Source organism: Paraburkholderia sp. BR13439 (assembly GCF_040948805.1).
Classification (GTDB): Bacteria; Pseudomonadota; Gammaproteobacteria; order Burkholderiales; family Burkholderiaceae; genus Paraburkholderia; species Paraburkholderia youngii.
The window spans coordinates 112,813-129,929 of the sequence record NZ_JBFPKN010000003.1 but is presented as its reverse complement, the minus strand read 5'-3'; the positions used below and the strand labels follow the sequence as shown (position 1 = coordinate 129,929).

The window sequence follows — 17,117 nt, the reverse complement described above, 5'->3', positions numbered from 1 at the left end:
TTCATTTCAGCCGTTCGTTCAGCTCTTTTCGTTGGGGATCGCGAACACGAACAGCGTGCCGCCGAGCGCGGTGTACTTCGCGAGATCCTTGTAGCCGCCGACCGCGCCCAGACCTTCGGTCGGCTTCTCGAGACCCGCCGCCATGCCGATGCCGGCCCAGCCGCCGATGCCCGAGTACACGCCGACGTACTGCTTGCCCTGATACTCATACGTGAAGACGTTGCCGATGATTCCCGACGGCGTCTTGAAGCGCCACAGTTCCTTGCCGTCCGAGATGCGAACCGCCTTCAGATAGCCTTCCAGCGTGCCGTAGAACGCGATGCCGCCGCCGGTCGCCAGCACACCCGACCATACCGAGAACCTCTCCGGCTTCGAGTAGATGATCTTGCCCTTGCTCGCATCCCACGCGATGAAGTTGCCCATCGCGTTGCCCTCGTTCGGGCCCGGATACATCGACAGCGTTGCGCCGACATACGGCTGCCCCGACACGTAGTCGACATCGAACGGCTCGTAGTCCATACAGACGTGGTTGGTCGGCACGAGGAACAGACTCGTCTTCGGATCGAACGCCGCCGGTTGCTGGTCCTTCGAACCGAGTGCCGCCGGGCAGATGCCCTTCACGTTGTGGTCGGACCCGGCCGCCTGCGTCGAGTACGCCGCGTTGCGAATCGGCAGGCCGCTTTGCAGATCGACACGATCGGCCCAGTTCACCGCCGGGTCGTACTTCTGCGCGACCAGCAGTTGTCCGGTTTCGCGGTTCAGCGTGTAGCCGAAGCCGTTACGGTCGAAGTGCACGATCGCGGGCACCTTCTTGCCGTTGATCGTCAGGTCGGACAGGATCATTTCGTTGACGCCGTCATAGTCCCATTCGTCGTGGGGCGTCATCTGGTAGACCCACCTGGCCGTGCCGGTATTCAGGTCGCGCGCGAAGATCGACATCGACCATTTGTTGTCGCCCGGACGTTGCGTCGGGTTCCATGTGCCCGGATTGCCAGTACCGTAGTAAACAAGGTTGAGTTTCGGGTCCCACGCATACCAGCCCCACGTGGTGCCGCCGCCGAGCTTCCACTGATCGCCCTTCCAGGACTTCACCGACGAATCCGCGCCCACCGGCACCATCTGGCCGTTCGAGTACGTCATCGTCTTTTCCGGGTCGAGCAGCATTTCGTTGTCGGGGCCCGTGCTGTACGCAGTCCAGACCGGTTTGCCAGTCTTGATGTCATACGCGATCAGACGCCCGCGCACGCCGAACTCGCCGCCCGAAATACCGGTCAGCACCTTGTCACCGAACACGTGCGGCGCGTTGGTGTTGGTTTCACCGGCTTTCGGATTGCCGTTCTGCGCGGTCCACACCACCTCGCCCGTCTTTGCATTCAGCGCGACGAGCTTAGTGTCGGCCTGCTGCAGGAAGATCTTGCCGTCGCCATATGCGAGACCGCGATTGACGGTGTCGCAGCACATCACGGAGACGACCTGTTCATCCTGCTTCGGCTGATACTGCCAGAGGAACGTCTGATCCTTCAGGTTGACTGCAATGACTTTGTTCGGAAACGGGGAGTGGATATACATCGTGTCGCCGATCACGAGCGGCGCGCCTTCATGGCCGCGTAGCACGCCGGTCGACATGGTCCATGCGACCTGCAGTTTGCCGACGTTGTTCTCGTTGATCTGTTTGAGAGGGCTATAGCGGTGATTCGCATAATCGCCCGCCTGGGCCGCCCAGTTGGAAGGGTTTTTCATCAGTCCGTCGAGCTGCGAATCGGCCTGCGCAGCCAGAGAGCTAAAGGCTGCGGATGCGAGGATCGCGAGCCCAAGAACTACAGTGCGTAAGTTCATGTCTCCTCCAGAATTGTCCTGCGTTCAACTCACGAATGACCCACGCTACCTCATCGCATCGTGCGCGCCTTCTCGATTGCAGGTAACGATTAACGCGCTATCCCGATTCGATGTCGGGCTTCGCGACGCATGAACGGCCAACGCATATTCCATGCCGGAATAGCGGCAACGCTGCCGCTCTTGCGTGCGGTGGCCCGCCGACCCGGCACGCGCGACCTATCGCGGCACTCGGGCGTTGCACGCCGATGCTTGCACGGCGGTAAGCTGAAGGGGTTGCGTCACGCGATGCGGCACATACTGTGTCACTTGCGTGATACGAATCGTGTCCTTTGCGAATCATGCGCCGCAGCACGGGCCTGTCACTGCAACGAAGCTTCGTTCGGCGAACGATTCGCGCATTCGAGGAGCTAACCGCCATGGCAAACACCGAGCATGTCTATACCGACGAAGAGATCCAGCAACGCCTCGTCGGTCCGCTGCAGCACTGGTATCTGGAAGATGGCTGGCTGCGGCGCAAATACCGCACCGAGGGCTGGAAGGGAACGCTGATGGTGGTCAACGCCGTTGGGCACCTCGCGGAAGCCGCGTGGCATCACCCCGATCTGACGGTCTCGTATGCGTTCGTGATCGTGAAGCTCAAAACGCACACCGCCAAGGGCATCACCGACAAGGACTTCGCGCTCGCGACGAAGATCGAATCGGTGGTCCACTGGCAGCCCGGCCACGAGGAGGGCCCGTTAGAAGGCACGCCGTCCGACGATCAGCGCTTCCGCTATATCAAGTACGACGCGCCGAAAACCGCGCAAGGCAGTTGACGCGCGCGCCTGCCGCCGGATGAAACAGCGCGTGACACAGTGCGCCTTCGGCGTCACACAGCGTCCATGCAGCGGCGAAACCGGGTGGCGCGCGGCGCGCCCGTTCAGAGGTTCCAGTGGACCGGATCCGCTGCGGCGGCCGTTGCGCGCGCCTGGTACGGCTTTCGCTTGAGGTCGCCGGGCGCACTGTCGCTGGAACCCGCGACGCGATGCGACGCGTTGCGCACACCCCGAGGCCGAACCCGGTTTCGCGCACCCGCAAGGACACCTGAGGACACTCGAGATGCCGCTTCAGCTCCGCCGCCTGCCGCCACGCGCGCCCATCACGATCGATGCGCCCGCCCGGTTGCATCTGGGCTTTCTCGATCCGAACGCGTCGCTCGGGCGCGCGTTCGGCAGCCTGGGGCTCGTCATCGATACGCACGGCACGCGGATCCAGGCGCGGCTCGCCGAACGCGAGCAGATCGGCGGGGTGGCGAGCGAGGCCGAGCGCGCGCGGATCGCGCTGAGTCTCGCGCGGCTGCAGGCTGCCTACGGGCCGGCGACCCTCGCGATCGACGTGCTGGAGGCGCCGCGTGCCCATACCGGCCTCGGCTCCGGCACGCAACTGGCGCTCGCCGTGGGCACCGCGTTCACGCGCCTCGTCGGCCAGCCGGCGACGAGCGCCGAGCTCGCCAGTCTGCTCGGACGCGGCGCGCGCTCGGGCATCGGCATACTCGGCTTCGAGTGCGGCGGCCTGCTGCTCGATGGCGGCCCGCCCGGCGATCTGCGCCAGAGCATGCCGCCGTTGCTGTCGCGCCAGCCGTTTCCGCAGCCGTGGCGCGTGCTGCTCGTCAGCGACAACAGCCGCGAGGGCTTGCACGGCGCCGAGGAACGCAGCGCGCTCGCATCGCTCGCACCGTTTCCGCAGCGGCTCGCCGCGCATTTGTGCCATCTGGTGCTGATGCAGATCTTGCCCGGCGCTGCCGAACATAACTTCGCGCCGTTCGCGCACGGCCTCACCGAACTGCAGCAGACCATCGGCGAATACTTCGCGAGCGCGCAAGGCGGCGTGTTCGCGAGTCCCGACGTCGAGCGCGTGCTGCGCGCGGTCGCCGCCGAGCGCCCCGCCGGCATCGGCCAGACCTCGTGGGGCCCGACGGGCTTCGCGGTGCTCGCGAACGCGCGCGAGGCCGAGCGCGCGCTCGCAACCGCGCGCGCCGTCGCGAGCGCGCTGCCGCATATCGAATGCAGCGTCGTCGCGGGCCGCAATAGCGGCGCGGCGATCAGCGGCGCCGAGGTGCGCGCGCCGCACATCGACGCCGCATGATGCGCGGCCCCGCTCAGGTCGCCGCTCAGGCCGCTGCTCACCTGACGCGCTGCCACGCGCGGCGCGGCGTTGCCCCGCGCCTTCACGAGACTGCCACTACAACGAGCCCCTGCCATGTCAGAAACCATTGAAAGGCCTTACATCCTGCACATGTTCACGGCCACGCCGCAGATGAGTCCGTTCGACGTCAATATGGCCGCCGACGCCGGCTACCAGGTCATCGTGCCGTATTGCAACGTCGAAGCCGGCATGGTCGCGAACCTCACGCAGGACGCGATCTTCTCGCGCGGCCCGAAGGGGGTGTCGCGCACCGGCATCTTCATCGGCGGACGCGACGTGATGCAGGCCGTCGCCATGCTCGACACCGCGCGCCGCGCGATGGTCCCGCCGTTCGAGGTCTCCGTGTTCGCCGATCCGAGCGGTTCGTACACGACCGCGGCCGCGCTCGTCGCGCTGGTCGAGCGGCATCTGGGCAAGCAGCACGGCGTGGAACTCGGCGGCAAGCGCGTGCTGATTCTCGGCGGAGCCGGCGCGGTCGGGCGCATCGCGGCGGCGATCGCCGCGTCGCGAGGCGCCGACGTGACGATCGCGAGCCACACCGACCGCAGTCGCGCGCTCGCCGCGTCGGCCGAACTGAACGAGCGCTTCGGCATCGTCACCAACGGCATCGGCACCACGACGTCCGACGAGCTGCGCGGCGCCCTCGCCGAAGCGGAAATCGCGATTGCCACTGCTGTCGCGGGCGTGCAGGTGGTCGGCCGCGACGACCTCGCGCATGCAAAACGCCTGCTCGTCGCCGCCGACGTCAACGCGGTGCCGCCCGAAGGCATCGCCGGCGTGAACGTGATGAACGATGGCAAGCCGATCGACGGCGTGCCGAACGCGGGCGCGGTCGGCATCGGCGCGCTGGCGATCGGCAACGTCAAGTATCAGGTCGAGCATCGCCTGTTCATGCGCATGCGCACGGGCGGCAAGCCGGTCTACCTGGGCTTCCCGGAAGCCTACGACGAGGCCCGCGCGGTCGCGGCCGGTCTCGGCTGAGAGCGCCCGTCATGAAGCCGCACCGGCCGCTCATGCATGCGCCCATCGTCGCGGTCGTCGGGCAGTCCGCGCGCCTGCTCGCGCAGTCCGCGGCGCGCGCCGGCCTGCATGTCGCCGCGCTCGATATCTTCGGCGACTGCGACACGCGCGAGGCCGCCGAACTGTGGTTCGACATCGGCGGCGGTGATGGCGCGCTCGGGATCGACCGGGCGCGGCTCGTCGATGCGCTTGCGCGCGTCGCGCGGTTGCCAGGATTGCTTGGCTGGATCGGCGGCAGCGGGCTCGAACCTTTGATGCCTGACTTGTGCCGTGAGCCCGGCTTGCCGCGCTTTCTCGGCAACGATGCCGAGGCGATCGCGGCCGTACGCGAGCCGCGGCGTTTCTTCGCGCTGCTCGACGCGTTGCGCATCGGGCATCCGGCTGTGTCGTTCGAGCGGCCGGCGACAGCCGAGGGCTGGCTGTTCAAGCAGGCGGATGGCTGTGGCGGCACGCATATCCAGCCCGCCGACTCGTTCGACTCGACGAGCGCCTCCGCGCACGGTTACTTCCAGCGCCTTGGCCAGGGCCGCTCGCTGTCGACGCTGTTCATCGGCGCGCACGGCCGCGCGCATCTGATCGGTTTCGCCGAGCAACTCACCTGCGCGATCGGCGATCTGCGCTTCGTGCATGCGGGCTCGATCGGGCCGATCGACTTGCCGCCAGCCTTCGTTGCGCTGGTGCAGCAAGCGCTCGACGCGCTATGCGCAAGCACCGGCCTCGTCGGCATCAACAGCTGCGATTTTCTGTCGGACGGCACCTCGTTCGACGTGCTCGAAATCAACCCGCGCCCTTCGTCGACGATGGCGCTCTACGAAACCGCGTCGCCCGATGCGTGGCCAGCCGGCCTGCTCGCCTGCCACCTCGAAGCGTGCCGCCACGGCCGCGCGCCGTCGGCCGCGAGCCTCGCGCTCGCCCGCGCGCCGCGCTGGCGCGCCGGCCAGCGGGTGCTGTTCGCGCAGCGGCCGCTCAACGTCTCCGCGGCGTTCTCCGACGCCTGCCTGCGCGATCCGCAATGCCGCGACGTGCCGATGCCGGGCACCCGCATCGACGCCGGGCAGCCGGTCTGCACGCTGCTCGTGCGAGCGGCGTCGACGGACGCGGTGCGCACCGCGCTCGATGCGCAGCACGAACGCGTCGTCCAACGAATCGAAACCTGCGATGAACCCGACCATGCCTGCCTCCACGCCCACAACTGATGCTTCCGCGCCCGCCGCGCAACCGAGCGTGAACGCGCTTTCAGAGCGCCTCGTCGCCCGGCTCCTCGACCAGGCGGCGCACCTCGGCGTCGCGCTCACGCGCACGGCCGAAGGCACCGTGATCGCCGACGCCGGCGTCGACGCCCGCGGCAGTCTCGACGCCGGCGTGCTGATCGCGCGCATCTGCATGGGCGGGCTCGGCCGCGTCGCGGTACGCGCGAACTTCGACGCCGCACCGCTGTGGCCGACGATGCTCGAAGTCAGCACCTCGTCGCCGGTGCTCGCCTGTCTCGGCAGCCAGTACGCGGGCTGGAGCCTCGCGGCGACCAAGGAGCAGACCGGCGGCAAAAAGTTCTTTTCGCTCGGCTCAGGGCCCGCGCGCGCGCTCGCGGTCAAGGAACCGCTATTCGACGAACTCGGCTATCGCGACCACCACGAACGCGGCGCGCTGGTGCTCGAAGTGGACCGTCTGCCGCCGCAGGTCGTGATCGACAAGGTGCTGCACGACTGCGGCCTCGCGCCCGACCACCTGACGCTGATCGTCACGCCGACACACTCTGTGGCGGGAACGGTACAGGTCGTGGCCCGCGTCGTCGAAGTGGCGCTGCACAAGGTGCACGTGCTCGGCGTGCCGCTCGACGAGATCGTCGCCGGGACGGGCTCGGCGCCGCTGCCGCCGCCCGCGCCCGACGGCATTCAGGCGATGGGCCGCACCAACGACGCGATCCTGTACGGCGGCCGCGTGCATCTGACGGTCCGGCACGACGAGATCGCGCGACGTCTCGCCGACACGCTGCCCTCCGCCAATTCGCGCGACTACGGCCGGCCGTTCGCGGACGTCTTCACGGCCGTCAACTTCGACTTCTATCAGATCGACCCCGCACTGTTCGCCCCCGCCGAGGTGTGGGTCAGCAGCCTCGAAAGCGGCGCGACCTATCATGGCGGCCGACTCGACGGCGGCCTGCTGCGTCAACAGTGGGGCGGCGAGTCCGTCGCGCGATGATGATCACAGCGGGCCTGCGCATCGCGATCATGAGCGACGAAACCGGCTGGCACACCGGCCGGCTGAAAAAGGCGTTCCGCGCGCGCGGCGCCGAAGCGCGTTGCGTCGATCTCGCGGATTGCCGCATCGACACCACGTGGCTGCCGCACGGCCTCGTGATCCCGGGCTTCGGCCGCACGCTGCCGGATGCGGTGTTCGTGCGCGGCATCGCCGGCGGCACCTTCGAGCAGGTGACGCTGCGCCTGGGCATCCTGCACGCGCTGCGTGAATCGGGCGTGCCGGTCTACAACGACGCTCGCGCGATCGAGCGCAGCGTCGACAAATCGATGACGAGCTTCCTGCTGCATCGCGCGGGCGTGCCGACACCGGCCACCTGGGCCGGCGAGTCCGCCGCGTTCGCGCAACGCGTCCTGATGCGCGAAGCGGCCGCCGGCCGCCAGGTCGTGCTCAAGCCGCTGTTCGGCTCGCAAGGCCACGGGCTCAAACGGCTCGGCGCGCGTGGCGGGCTGCTCGCGCCGCTGCCGTCGCTCGCGCGTTATCGGCAGGTCGCTTATCTGCAGCGCTTCGTTGCCGGCGCCCGGCCCGGTTTCGACTGGCGCGTGCTCGTGATCGGCGGCAAGGCGGTCGCGGCGATGCGGCGCAGCGGCGGCAAGGGCTGGATTCACAACGTCGCGCAAGGCGCGCGCTGCGAGGCCGCGGAGCTGACTGTCCCGCTCGCGCAGAGTGCCGTGCGCGCCGCCGCCGCGCTCGGGCTCGACTACGCGGGCGTGGACCTGATCCCGAATCCCGACGACGCCGCGCTGCCGCTCGTGCTCGAAGTCAACGGCGTGGCCGCGTGGCGCGGTTTGCAGTCGGTCGTGCCGCTCGATGTCGCCGCGGCGCTGGTCGACGATCTGCTCGATCGCAAGCTCGCCGCGCAGCGCCGCGCGAACGAGCAAGCCGAGCAAGCCGCTAGCGCCGGGGTGCCCGTGCAGTCTCCGCAGCGCCGGGCTTGAGCGTCATGCCCATCCCTCCTGCAATCTCCGTCGAGCATGCGCGCGCAGCCTTCCTCGCGGCCTGCAGGCTCGACGTCATCACGCCGAAACCCGGCAACGTCAGCACCCAGAGCCCCGGCCACGGCATGAACGCGGCGCAGTTCCTCGCCAGCGCGGACGCATCGCTCGACGCGCTGTTCGCGCGCGGCGCCCGCGTCGGGCAGCGCATTCTCGACGCGGTCACACGGACGCGCGCGGCCGTCGGCTGCAATACGAATCTCGGCATCGTGCTGCTGATCGCGCCGCTCGCCGCGGCTCTCGACGAAACCGGCGAACCGCCGCTGACGGCGCCAGCGTGGCGCGCGGCCGTCGGCGACGTGCTGAGCCGGCTCGACGTCGAAGATGCGCGGCTCGCCTATCGCGCGATCGCGCTCGCCAATCCCGGCGGCCTCGGCGACGCGCCCGAGCAATCGGTCCACGCAGCGCCGACGATCGGCCTGCGCGACGCGATGCGGCTCGCCAGCGAGCGCGACAGCATCGCGCGGCAGTACGCGAACGGTTTCGCGGACCTGTTCGACACCGGCCTCACCGCCTGCTTCGAAGCCTCGACGCCAGCGTCCGGACCCGCGCCCGTCGATCCAGGCGAAATCGCGATGCTCAACGTGTTTCTCGCGTTCCTCGCCGGCTGGCCCGACTCTCACATTGTGCGCAAGCACGGCCTCGCGCTGGCGCAGAGTGTCACGCTCGTGGCACGCGAACAGCACGCGCGCTGGCGCCAAACGCGACCCGCCGCGCACCGCTCGGCAAGCGATCCGCAACTCGATGCCTGGGATGCCGAATTGAAGGCCCGCGCGATCAATCCCGGCACCAGCGCGGACCTCGCGGTGGCCACGCTGTTCGTTGCGCGCTGCGTCGAAGGGCGCGGTTAACCCTGAATCGTCTGCACTGAACACGCCCCGAACAGGCGCGTCAGCATGCCGGGTGCCACAACTGGCACGGAACCTGTTAGTTAGTACCGCCGTGCAATCCCGCACCGCTCTCGCGATGCTGATCTGGACACGATCGCGGGCGGCGCCTCGTCAGCAGGTCCATACCTACTCATTGGAGGAACAGAATGGCCAAGATCAACCGCGTCATGATCGGGGAGTCGCTAGTCGGCGACGGCAACGAGGTCGCGCATATCGACTTGCTGATCGGACCGCGAGGTTCGGCTGCGGAAACCGCGTTCTGCAACGCGCTCACCAACAACAAGGACGGTTTCACGTCGCTGCTCGCCGTCGTCGCGCCGAATCTCATCACGAAGCCCAATACGATCCTGTTCAACAAGGTGACGATCAAAGGCGCCAAGCAGGCCGTGCAGATGTTCGGCCCAGCGCAGCACGCGGTCGCGCTAGCAGTGGCCGACAGCGTCGAGGACGGCACGATCCCGCAGGAAGAAGCCGACGATCTGTTCCTCTGCGTCGGCGTCTTCATCCACTGGCAGGCGGAGGACGACAAGAAGATCCAGCAGTTCAACTATCAGGCGACGCGCGAGGCCATCAAGCGCGCGGTCAGCGGCGAGCCGAGCGCGGCTGAAGTAGTATCGAAGAAGGGCACTGTCGCGCATCCGTTCGCGCCGAACTGACGGTGCATGGCGGCGCAGGAGACGCGGCGCCGGTCGCGGCCCCGCCTCCTCGCGCATCCCGTCGCCTCGCGGCCGCAAGGCATGGCCCTCGCGCAGCGGTTCGCGAAGCGGGTTCTATGCTCTCGCAGAGGCATTCAATGACTAATAGATGTCGCGCGCTTCTCGCATTTTCCTCGCTCATGCTCGCCGCGCCGCTCGCGTGGGCGGGCGGCTACAACTATCCGACCGAGGGCCGCGTCGAATACGTGCTCAGCTGCATGGACGATAACGGCCACGATTTCGCGAACGTCTACAAGTGCTCGTGCGTGATCGACAAGATGGCCGCGTCGTTGCCGTACGACGAATTCGTCGACCAGTCGACCTTCTCGAAGTACGCGACGCTCGGCGGCGAAGGCGGCGCGGAATTCCGCGTCGATCACGCCAAGGCTCAAACCAGGAAATTCCGCGCGCTGCAAACGAGCGCGTATCAGGCGTGCGGACTCGGTCCGCAGAAAACGTCGACCGTGGCGAAATGACGACGGTTCGAGGCGCGCCGGGCGTCCGGCGCGCCCCGCTCTCCCCGTCAATTGGGCACCAGCCCCGCGCCCAGCGACGCGTAACACGCGAGACCCACGGCGGCCGCCGGGCCATCGCCGCGACGCCGCTCGATCTGCACGCCGACGGCCGCGAGGTCGGCGAACTTGGCCGGCTTCGCGAGCGACACCCGCACCCAGTGCGCGCCGAAGTCGGCAATCAACAGTTGCGCGATCGTCTCGGCGAGCGCCTCCAGGAGTCGCACGCGATGCGACGCGAATAGCTCGAGCAGTGCCTCACGCACGGCCGCATAGTTGACCGTATCTTCGATCCGGTCCGTCGCGCACGCGCGGATCGCGGGCACGCCGATCGCCAGATTCACGCGCACCGGTTGCGCAACATGCAACTCGCTGCTGTCGATACCGATGACCGTCTGGCCGATGAAGTTCTCGATGAAGACGATGTCGAGGCGCTCGGGCAACGCGCCGGCTTGCGAGCCGGAATTGGCGCCGAGGCTGGAAAATGCGGCAAGGCGAACAGTATCGATACGATCCATGATGGTCTCCGCCGCGGCGCGGCCCAAGATTGAACAGATGCAACAGTAGAACGATAGAACTGAGCGACGCGCGGCACACTCTGTGTCGAAGCTGCGACAGGCATGCAACCTGCAAAACGTTTAACGCATCGCGCATCGAGAAAAGCAAATTCCGGGCACGGTGAGGTAAACCCACAGTCACTTTCTGTTGAACCGATCTTGCATCGGGCGTACAGTTTTAAATACCCGCCTCGTAGCAGGGCCGGTCGCGAGGGAGCAGGCGGACCCAGAACCCGCCGCACCAAGGGCAGACAGGCTTGATAAAGCGGCATTCGCAGCGTGCGAAGCAGTCACGCTTGCGAAATGACGCAACGGAGACGAATCCCATGTCGTTGCTCGCTGACAGCAGTACGCACGTCCGGGAAGTTCTGAACGTGGTCAACCATCAGTTGACCACGCGCCCGACAAGCGGACCCGTGGCTCAGTCGTGGACGCGCTGCATCAACGAATTCCAGCTGGACCCCGCGCGTTTCGTGCCGCCGCCGGTGCTCACCGAATACGAACTCAGCGCGCGCCGTGAGGCGCTCGGCGATCTGATCGCGTGTTCGAAACTCGAGATGACGACGCTCTATCAGCAGCTCGCCGACCCCGAGCTCGCGGTCGTGCTCGTCGATTCGGGCGGCGTGATCGTGCATCAGGTGTCGTCCGTGCCGTTCGCCGAGGCGGTCGCCGCCGACGGCTTTCGCGTCGGCGCGCTGTGGAGCGAACGCGAAGCCGGCACCAACGGCATGGGCACCTGTCTCGCGGAGCGCGACTGCATCGCCGTCTGTCAGCACGAGCATTTCTATCCGCGCTATACGTCGCTCACGTGCTCGGCCGCGCCGATCTTCGACGACGGCGGCGAAATCGCCGGCGTGCTCGACGTCACCAGCCGCTCGAAGCTGCTGCAGCAGCACTCGCTGGTACTGGTCGGCATGTCGCGGCAGATGATCGAAAACCGTCTGCTCGATGCGCGCTACCGGCACGCCAACATGATCCATTTCCACAGCCGCCCGGAATTCGTCGGCACGCTGCACGGCGGCAAGCTCGCGGTCGGCGACGACAGCACGGTGCTCGCCGCGAACCGCAGCGCGCTGTTCCAGCTCGGCTTCCGCTCGCTCGCCGAGCTGCGCGGCCGGCGCATCGAGGAAGCGTTCAACGCGTCGCTCGAAGACATGATCGCGCGCAGCATTCGCGGCTCGTTCCATCCGGTCACCGTCTACAGCGCGAATGCGACGAACCGCTTTTTCCTCGTCGCGCAGACGCCGCAGAACGGCACCGGGCGCGTGACGCGCGTGATCGTCACCGACTCCGCGATCCGCAGCAGCGCCCCGGAAAAACACGAGAAGCACGACAAGCACGCGCCGGTGCCGAAGCTCGAAGAGATTGCGCACCTCGAATTCGGCGACCCGCGCATGGCCTCCCAGATCCAGCTGGCCGCGCGCGTGATCCAGCGCAAGATTCCGATCGTGCTGCGCGGCCAGACCGGCACCGGCAAGGAAGTCTTCGCGCAGGCGCTGCACAGCATCAGCCCGCACGCCGACGGTCCGTTCGTGCCGGTGAACTGCGCGTCGCTGCCGGAGAACCTGATCGAGAGCGAGCTGTTCGGCTATCGCGCCGGTGCATTTACCGGCGCGCAGCGTGAAGGTCGGCGCGGCAAGATCGTGCAGGCCAACGGCGGCACGCTGTTCCTCGACGAGATCGGCGACATGCCGCTCGTGCTGCAGGCTCGGCTGCTGCGCGTGATCGAGGAACACGAGGTCACGCCGCTCGGCGCCGAGACCACCGTCAAGGTCAATTTCCAGCTGATCAGCGCGAGCCACCGCAATCTGATGGAACTCGTGGAGAGCGGCCAGTTCCGCGAGGACCTGTACTACCGGCTCAAGGGCGTCGAGCTGAATCTGCCGGCGCTGCGCGAGCGCGTCGACAAGCTGCCGCTGATCAATCATCTGCTCGCCAACGAAACCGACGATCCGCCCGATCTGACGCCGGAAGCCGAACACGCGCTGCTCACGTACGCGTGGCCCGGCAACATCCGTCAGCTGCGTCACGTGTTGCAGATGGCCATTGCGCTGTCCGACGGCGAGCCGATCGGCTGCGAGCATCTGCCGCCCGAGGTCACGCAGCGCACGTCGGCAGTCGATCTGCCGACCGCGCTGCGCCTCGCAAACGCGGACATGGACGGGCAACTCGCCGACGAAGCGGACATTTCTTCGCTGAACGCGATCCAGCTGAACGAGCGCGAGACGGTGCTGTCGCTGCTCGACGAGCATCGCTGGAACGTCAGCAACGTCGCGAAGGCGCTCGGCATCAGCCGCAACACGCTGTACCGCAAGATGCGCCGGCTGCATATCCGGCTGTCGCACGAAGGCTCGTCGCCGGACGGCATGCCGCTCGATCTCGACGCATGACCCAGTCGTCCACCAACGAGTCAGCGCCCAAGGCCGCCCGCGATCTCACCGACTTCAAGCCGGATGCGCGCTTCGCGTGGTGCGTGACCGGCTCCGGTCACATGCTCGAAGAATCGATCGCGCTCGCGCGGCGCTTGCCGCGCGTCGATCTGTTCCTGTCCGCGGCGGCCGAGGAAGTGCTGCCGCTGTACGGCTGGCCGCTCGACAAGCTGCGCGAACAGTTCCGCGTGCTGCGCGACAACAGCGCGAGCGGCGTGCCGGTCGGCATGCTGTATCACGGCGTCTATCACACGGTCGTGATCGCGCCGGCCACCAGCAACACGGTCGCCAAATGCGCTTACGGCATCTCCGATACGCTGCCGACCAACATGTACGCGCAGGCCGGCAAGCAATGCATCCCCGGCATCGTCTTTGCATGCGACACCGAACCGAGCGTGATCACGCATAGCCCGGACGAATGGGTCGAACTGCGGCCAAGGGCGATCGAGCTCGACAACGTCGAGCGTCTCGCACGCTTCGAATACACGACGCTCGCGCGCTCGCTCGACGAACTCGAAGCGGCACTCGCCCAACGCCTCGCGACCCTCGATCTCGCATGGACCACATCCTCTTCCTGACCGGCCGGCTTGCCGAACCGAGCCTGCGGCGCGTGCTCGACGGCATGGCGCCGGCGCCGTTCAGTTGGGAGGTGCGCGAAATCGGCCTGCAGGTCGCCGCGTTGATGACCGCCGATCTGATCCAGCGCCGCTTGCCCGCGCCGCTCGCCGCGCAGCGCGTGATCGTGCCGGGCCGTTGCCGCGGCGATCTCGACACGCTGAGCGCGCACTACGGCGTGCCGTTCGAACGCGGTCCCGAGGAGGTCAAGGACTTGCCGCAGTTTTTCGGCCACAAGGCGAAACCTTTCGACCTGAGCCGGTATGACACGGAGATTTTCGCGGAGATCGTCGATGCGCCGCGGCTCGACCTCGACGGCATCGCGGCAAGGGCGCGCGAGTATGCGGCCCAGGGCGCGGACGTGATCGACATCGGCTGTCTGCCGGACACGCCGTTTCCGCATCTCGAAGACGCGGTGCGGCGCCTGAAGGCCGAAGGCTATCGCGTCAGCGTCGATTCGATGCGCAACGACGAACTGCTTCGCGGCGGCCGCGCGGGCGCCGACTATCTGATGAGCCTGAACGTCGATACGCTGTGGATCGCCGACGAAGTGCCGTCGACGCCGATCCTCGTCGCGCGCGAACCCGCTGATTCCGCCTCGCTCGACGCCGCGATTGAAGCTCTGTCCGCGCGCGGCCGCGCGTTTCTCGCCGATCCGATTCTCGATCCGATTCCGTTCGGGCTGGCCGCGTCGATTGCGCGCTATGTGAGCCTGCGCGAACGCTATCCCGACATCGCGATCATGATGGGCATCGGCAACGTGACCGAGTTGACCGAGGCCGACACGAGCGGCATCAACGCCGTGCTGCTCGGCATGGCGGCGGAATTGCGCGTTGGCGCGGTGCTGACGACTTCGGTGAGCCTGCATGCGCGGCGCGCGCTGCGCGAAGCCGATGTCGCGCGCCGCGTGATGCATGCCGCGCGCGATGCGCAAGTGCTGCCGAAGGGCATCAGCAGCGAACTCGCGACGGTCCACGCGAAACGGCCGTTTCCGTACAGCGCCGAAGAAATCGACGAATTCGCGCGCGCCGTGCGCGATCCGAATTTCCGCGTGCAGATCAGCGCCGAGGGCATTCACGTGTACAACCGCGACGGCCATCGACGCGGCGACGATCCGTTCGCGCTGTACCCGCAGCTGAACCTCGAAACAGACGGCGGCCACGCGTTCTATATGGGCGTGCAGCTCGCACGCGCGGAAATCGCGTGGCGGCTCGGCAAGCGCTTCGATCAGGACCAGCCGCTCGACTGGGGCTGCGCGATCGACCGGCCGGAAGAAGATCTCAACGTCTGGTGCGGGCCGGGCGAGACGATGAAAAAGCGCTGAACCCGCCGCGCCGTCACTGCATGGCCGCTACGCTCGCGGGTTCGTCGACGGTAGCCAGTTCGCCGTGCATGCCGCGAATCGCCTGCGCGCGATCGCTCGCGCCGAACACGGCCGATCCCGCGACGAACACATCGGCGCCCGCCGTGGCGACACGCGCGATGTTCGACGCCTTCACGCCGCCGTCCACTTCGATCAGCAACGGCCGGCCGGTGCGCTGCATCGTCGTATCGACGCGCTCGCGCAGCAGCCGCAGCTTGTCGAGCGTTTCGGCAATGAACGCCTGGCCGCCGAAGCCCGGATTCACCGACATCACCAGCACGACGTCGAGCATCTCCAGCACATGATCGAGCACCGTGAGCGGCGTCGCCGGATTCAGCGCGAGCCCGGCGCGCGCACCGTGCGAGCGGATCAGTTCGATGGTCCGATGCACGTGCAGCGTCGCCTCCGGATGAAAGCTGATCAGGTTCGCGCCGGCCTCGGCAAACGCCGACACCAGCGGATCGACCGGCGTGGTCATCAGATGCACGTCGAAAGGCAGCGACGTGTACGGCCGGATCGCCGAGCACACGAGCGGCCCTACGGTCAGGTTCGGCACATAGTGGTTGTCCATCACGTCCAGATGAATCCAGTCAGCGCCGGCCGCCGTCACGTCGCGAATCTCGTCGGCGAGGCGGGCAAAATCCGCCGACAGCAGCGACGGAGCAATCAGGAATTCGCGCATTGCGTTCTCCGTGCCAGTGGCGTCAGTGATAGCGGCTCGCCATCGTGTCGAGCGGCAGCGGCTTGATGCGCGCCGCCTGCCCCGCGCAACCGAACGCTTCGAAACGCTCGATGCAGATCGCGCTAGCCGCGGCGGTGGCCGCCTTCAGGGCCGCGCGCGGATCGAATTCCGAGCGCGCATTGGCGAGCGACTTGCGCATCGCGCCGCTCATCGCGAGACGGATGTCGGTGTCGATATTGACCTTGCGCACGCCGTGCGCGATGCCGCGGCGGATTCCGTCGACGGGCACGCCGTAGGTGGTCGGAATCTCGCCGCCGTACTCGCGGATCACCGCGAGCCATTCCTGCGGCACCGACGACGAACCGTGCATCACCAGATGCGTGTCCGGAATCCGCGAATGAATGGAGGCGATCCGGTCGATCGCGAGGATGTCGCCGGTCGGCTCGCGGCTGAACTTGTACGCGCCGTGCGAAGTACCGATCGCGATTGCCAGTGCATCGACACCGGTCGCATCGACGAAGCGCCGCGCTTCGTCGGGGTCGGTCAGCAGGTGCTCGCGCGTCAGCTTGCCTTCTGCGCCGACGCCGTCCTCTTCACCCGCGGTGCCCGTTTCGAGCGAGCCGAGACAGCCCAACTCACCCTCCACCGACACGCCGACCGCATGCGCGGCGTCCACCACGCGGCGGCTCACCTCGACGTTGTAGTCATACGCGGCCGGCGTTTTCTGGTCGGGCAATAGCGAGCCGTCCATCATCACCGACGTGAAGCCCGAGCGGATCGCCTGCTGGCACACCGCCGGGCTCGCGCCGTGGTCCTGATGCAGCACGAGCGGAATGTCCGGGTGCGCCTCGAGCGCCGCGAGCACCAGATGGCGCAGATACTGCTCGCCCGCGTACTTGCGGGCGCCGGCCGACGCCTGCAGGATCACCGGGCTATCGGTCGCCTCGGCCGCGCGCATGATCGCGTGAATCTGCTCCATGTTGTTGACGTTGAACGCGGGCACGCCGTAGTCGTGTTCGGCCGCGTGATCCAGCAGTTGCCGCAGGGTGATGAAGGCCATTGCGTGCTCCTCGATATGAAATG

The 17,117-nt window shown here is 67.3% G+C and carries 16 protein-coding genes; 12 read left to right on the top strand and 4 right to left on the bottom strand.

Going from position 1 to position 17,117, the window contains the following annotated elements:
• Positions 1 to 18: 18 nt before the first annotated feature.
• The gene (locus AB3X96_RS07335) at positions 19 to 1,836 is read right to left on the bottom strand and encodes a methanol/ethanol family PQQ-dependent dehydrogenase (protein ID WP_368589167.1); all 1,818 of its coding nucleotides are present in this window, start codon (positions 1,834 to 1,836) and stop codon (positions 19 to 21) included.
• A gap of 416 nt (positions 1,837 to 2,252) precedes the next feature.
• Here AB3X96_RS07335 and AB3X96_RS07330 point away from each other — a divergent pair, with 416 nt between their 5' ends.
• From AB3X96_RS07330 to AB3X96_RS07290, 9 genes are all read left to right on the top strand, one after another.
• Positions 2,253 to 2,651 carry a 4a-hydroxytetrahydrobiopterin dehydratase gene (locus AB3X96_RS07330; RefSeq protein ID WP_176107517.1) on the top strand — a complete coding sequence of 133 codons (399 nt, stop codon included), beginning with the start codon at positions 2,253 to 2,255 and terminating at the stop codon, positions 2,649 to 2,651.
• 283 nt (positions 2,652 to 2,934) lie between these two features.
• Complete coding sequence (locus AB3X96_RS07325) at positions 2,935 to 3,960, top strand: beta-ribofuranosylaminobenzene 5'-phosphate synthase family protein (protein ID WP_368589166.1); 1,026 nt, start codon at positions 2,935 to 2,937, stop codon at positions 3,958 to 3,960.
• A gap of 114 nt (positions 3,961 to 4,074) precedes the next feature.
• On the top strand, positions 4,075 to 5,001 hold the full coding sequence (locus AB3X96_RS07320) for an NAD(P)-dependent methylenetetrahydromethanopterin dehydrogenase (RefSeq protein WP_176120579.1): 927 nt from the start codon (positions 4,075 to 4,077) through the stop codon (positions 4,999 to 5,001).
• Positions 5,002 to 5,012: 11 nt separating this feature from the next.
• Positions 5,013 to 6,236 (top strand): ATP-grasp domain-containing protein, encoded by a 1,224-nt coding sequence (locus AB3X96_RS07315; protein ID WP_368589165.1) that lies wholly within the window; start codon positions 5,013 to 5,015, stop codon positions 6,234 to 6,236.
• Positions 6,199 to 7,239 (top strand): methenyltetrahydromethanopterin cyclohydrolase, encoded by a 1,041-nt coding sequence (gene mch / locus AB3X96_RS07310; protein WP_368589164.1) that lies wholly within the window; start codon positions 6,199 to 6,201, stop codon positions 7,237 to 7,239. The genes AB3X96_RS07315 and mch overlap by 38 nt, the downstream gene beginning before the upstream one ends.
• On the top strand, positions 7,236 to 8,234 hold the full coding sequence (locus tag AB3X96_RS07305; RefSeq protein WP_368589163.1) for a RimK family alpha-L-glutamate ligase: 999 nt from the start codon (positions 7,236 to 7,238) through the stop codon (positions 8,232 to 8,234). Before mch ends, AB3X96_RS07305 begins: the two co-directional genes overlap by 4 nt.
• 5 nt (positions 8,235 to 8,239) lie before the next feature.
• Positions 8,240 to 9,142 (top strand): triphosphoribosyl-dephospho-CoA synthase, encoded by a 903-nt coding sequence (locus AB3X96_RS07300; protein ID WP_368589162.1) that lies wholly within the window; start codon positions 8,240 to 8,242, stop codon positions 9,140 to 9,142.
• Positions 9,143 to 9,327: 185 nt separating this feature from the next.
• Positions 9,328 to 9,837, top strand: a complete 510-nt coding sequence (gene fae, locus AB3X96_RS07295) for a formaldehyde-activating enzyme (RefSeq protein ID WP_176107508.1) — start codon at positions 9,328 to 9,330, stop codon at positions 9,835 to 9,837.
• A gap of 137 nt (positions 9,838 to 9,974) precedes the next feature.
• Positions 9,975 to 10,352, top strand: coding sequence for a hypothetical protein (locus AB3X96_RS07290; RefSeq protein WP_176107507.1), 378 nt, complete (start codon positions 9,975 to 9,977; stop codon positions 10,350 to 10,352).
• Positions 10,353 to 10,399: 47 nt separating this feature from the next.
• On the opposite strand, the gene AB3X96_RS07285 is transcribed toward AB3X96_RS07290, so the two are convergent.
• Positions 10,400 to 10,906, bottom strand: a complete 507-nt coding sequence (locus AB3X96_RS07285) for a dihydroneopterin aldolase (protein WP_368589161.1) — start codon at positions 10,904 to 10,906, stop codon at positions 10,400 to 10,402.
• A gap of 365 nt (positions 10,907 to 11,271) precedes the next feature.
• Here AB3X96_RS07285 and AB3X96_RS07280 point away from each other — a divergent pair, with 365 nt between their 5' ends.
• From AB3X96_RS07280 to AB3X96_RS07270, 3 genes are read left to right on the top strand one after another with little or no spacing between them, the layout of a single operon-like run.
• Positions 11,272 to 13,335, top strand: coding sequence for a sigma-54-dependent Fis family transcriptional regulator (locus tag AB3X96_RS07280; protein WP_368589160.1), 2,064 nt, complete (start codon positions 11,272 to 11,274; stop codon positions 13,333 to 13,335).
• Positions 13,332 to 13,952, top strand: coding sequence for a flavoprotein (locus AB3X96_RS07275; RefSeq protein ID WP_368589159.1), 621 nt, complete (start codon positions 13,332 to 13,334; stop codon positions 13,950 to 13,952). The genes AB3X96_RS07280 and AB3X96_RS07275 overlap by 4 nt, the downstream gene beginning before the upstream one ends.
• On the top strand, positions 13,931 to 15,313 hold the full coding sequence (locus AB3X96_RS07270; RefSeq protein ID WP_368589158.1) for a DUF6513 domain-containing protein: 1,383 nt from the start codon (positions 13,931 to 13,933) through the stop codon (positions 15,311 to 15,313). Before AB3X96_RS07275 ends, AB3X96_RS07270 begins: the two co-directional genes overlap by 22 nt.
• A gap of 13 nt (positions 15,314 to 15,326) precedes the next feature.
• Here the strand turns inward: AB3X96_RS07270 and rpe are convergent, their stop codons facing one another.
• Both rpe and fba read right to left on the bottom strand, forming a co-directional pair.
• A complete protein-coding gene (rpe, locus tag AB3X96_RS07265) occupies positions 15,327 to 16,034 on the bottom strand; it encodes a ribulose-phosphate 3-epimerase (RefSeq protein ID WP_368589157.1) in 708 nt (235 codons plus the stop codon).
• 22 nt (positions 16,035 to 16,056) lie between these two features.
• Positions 16,057 to 17,094, bottom strand: coding sequence for a class II fructose-bisphosphate aldolase (fba, locus tag AB3X96_RS07260; protein WP_368589156.1), 1,038 nt, complete (start codon positions 17,092 to 17,094; stop codon positions 16,057 to 16,059).
• Between the last annotated feature and the right edge of the window lie 23 nt (positions 17,095 to 17,117).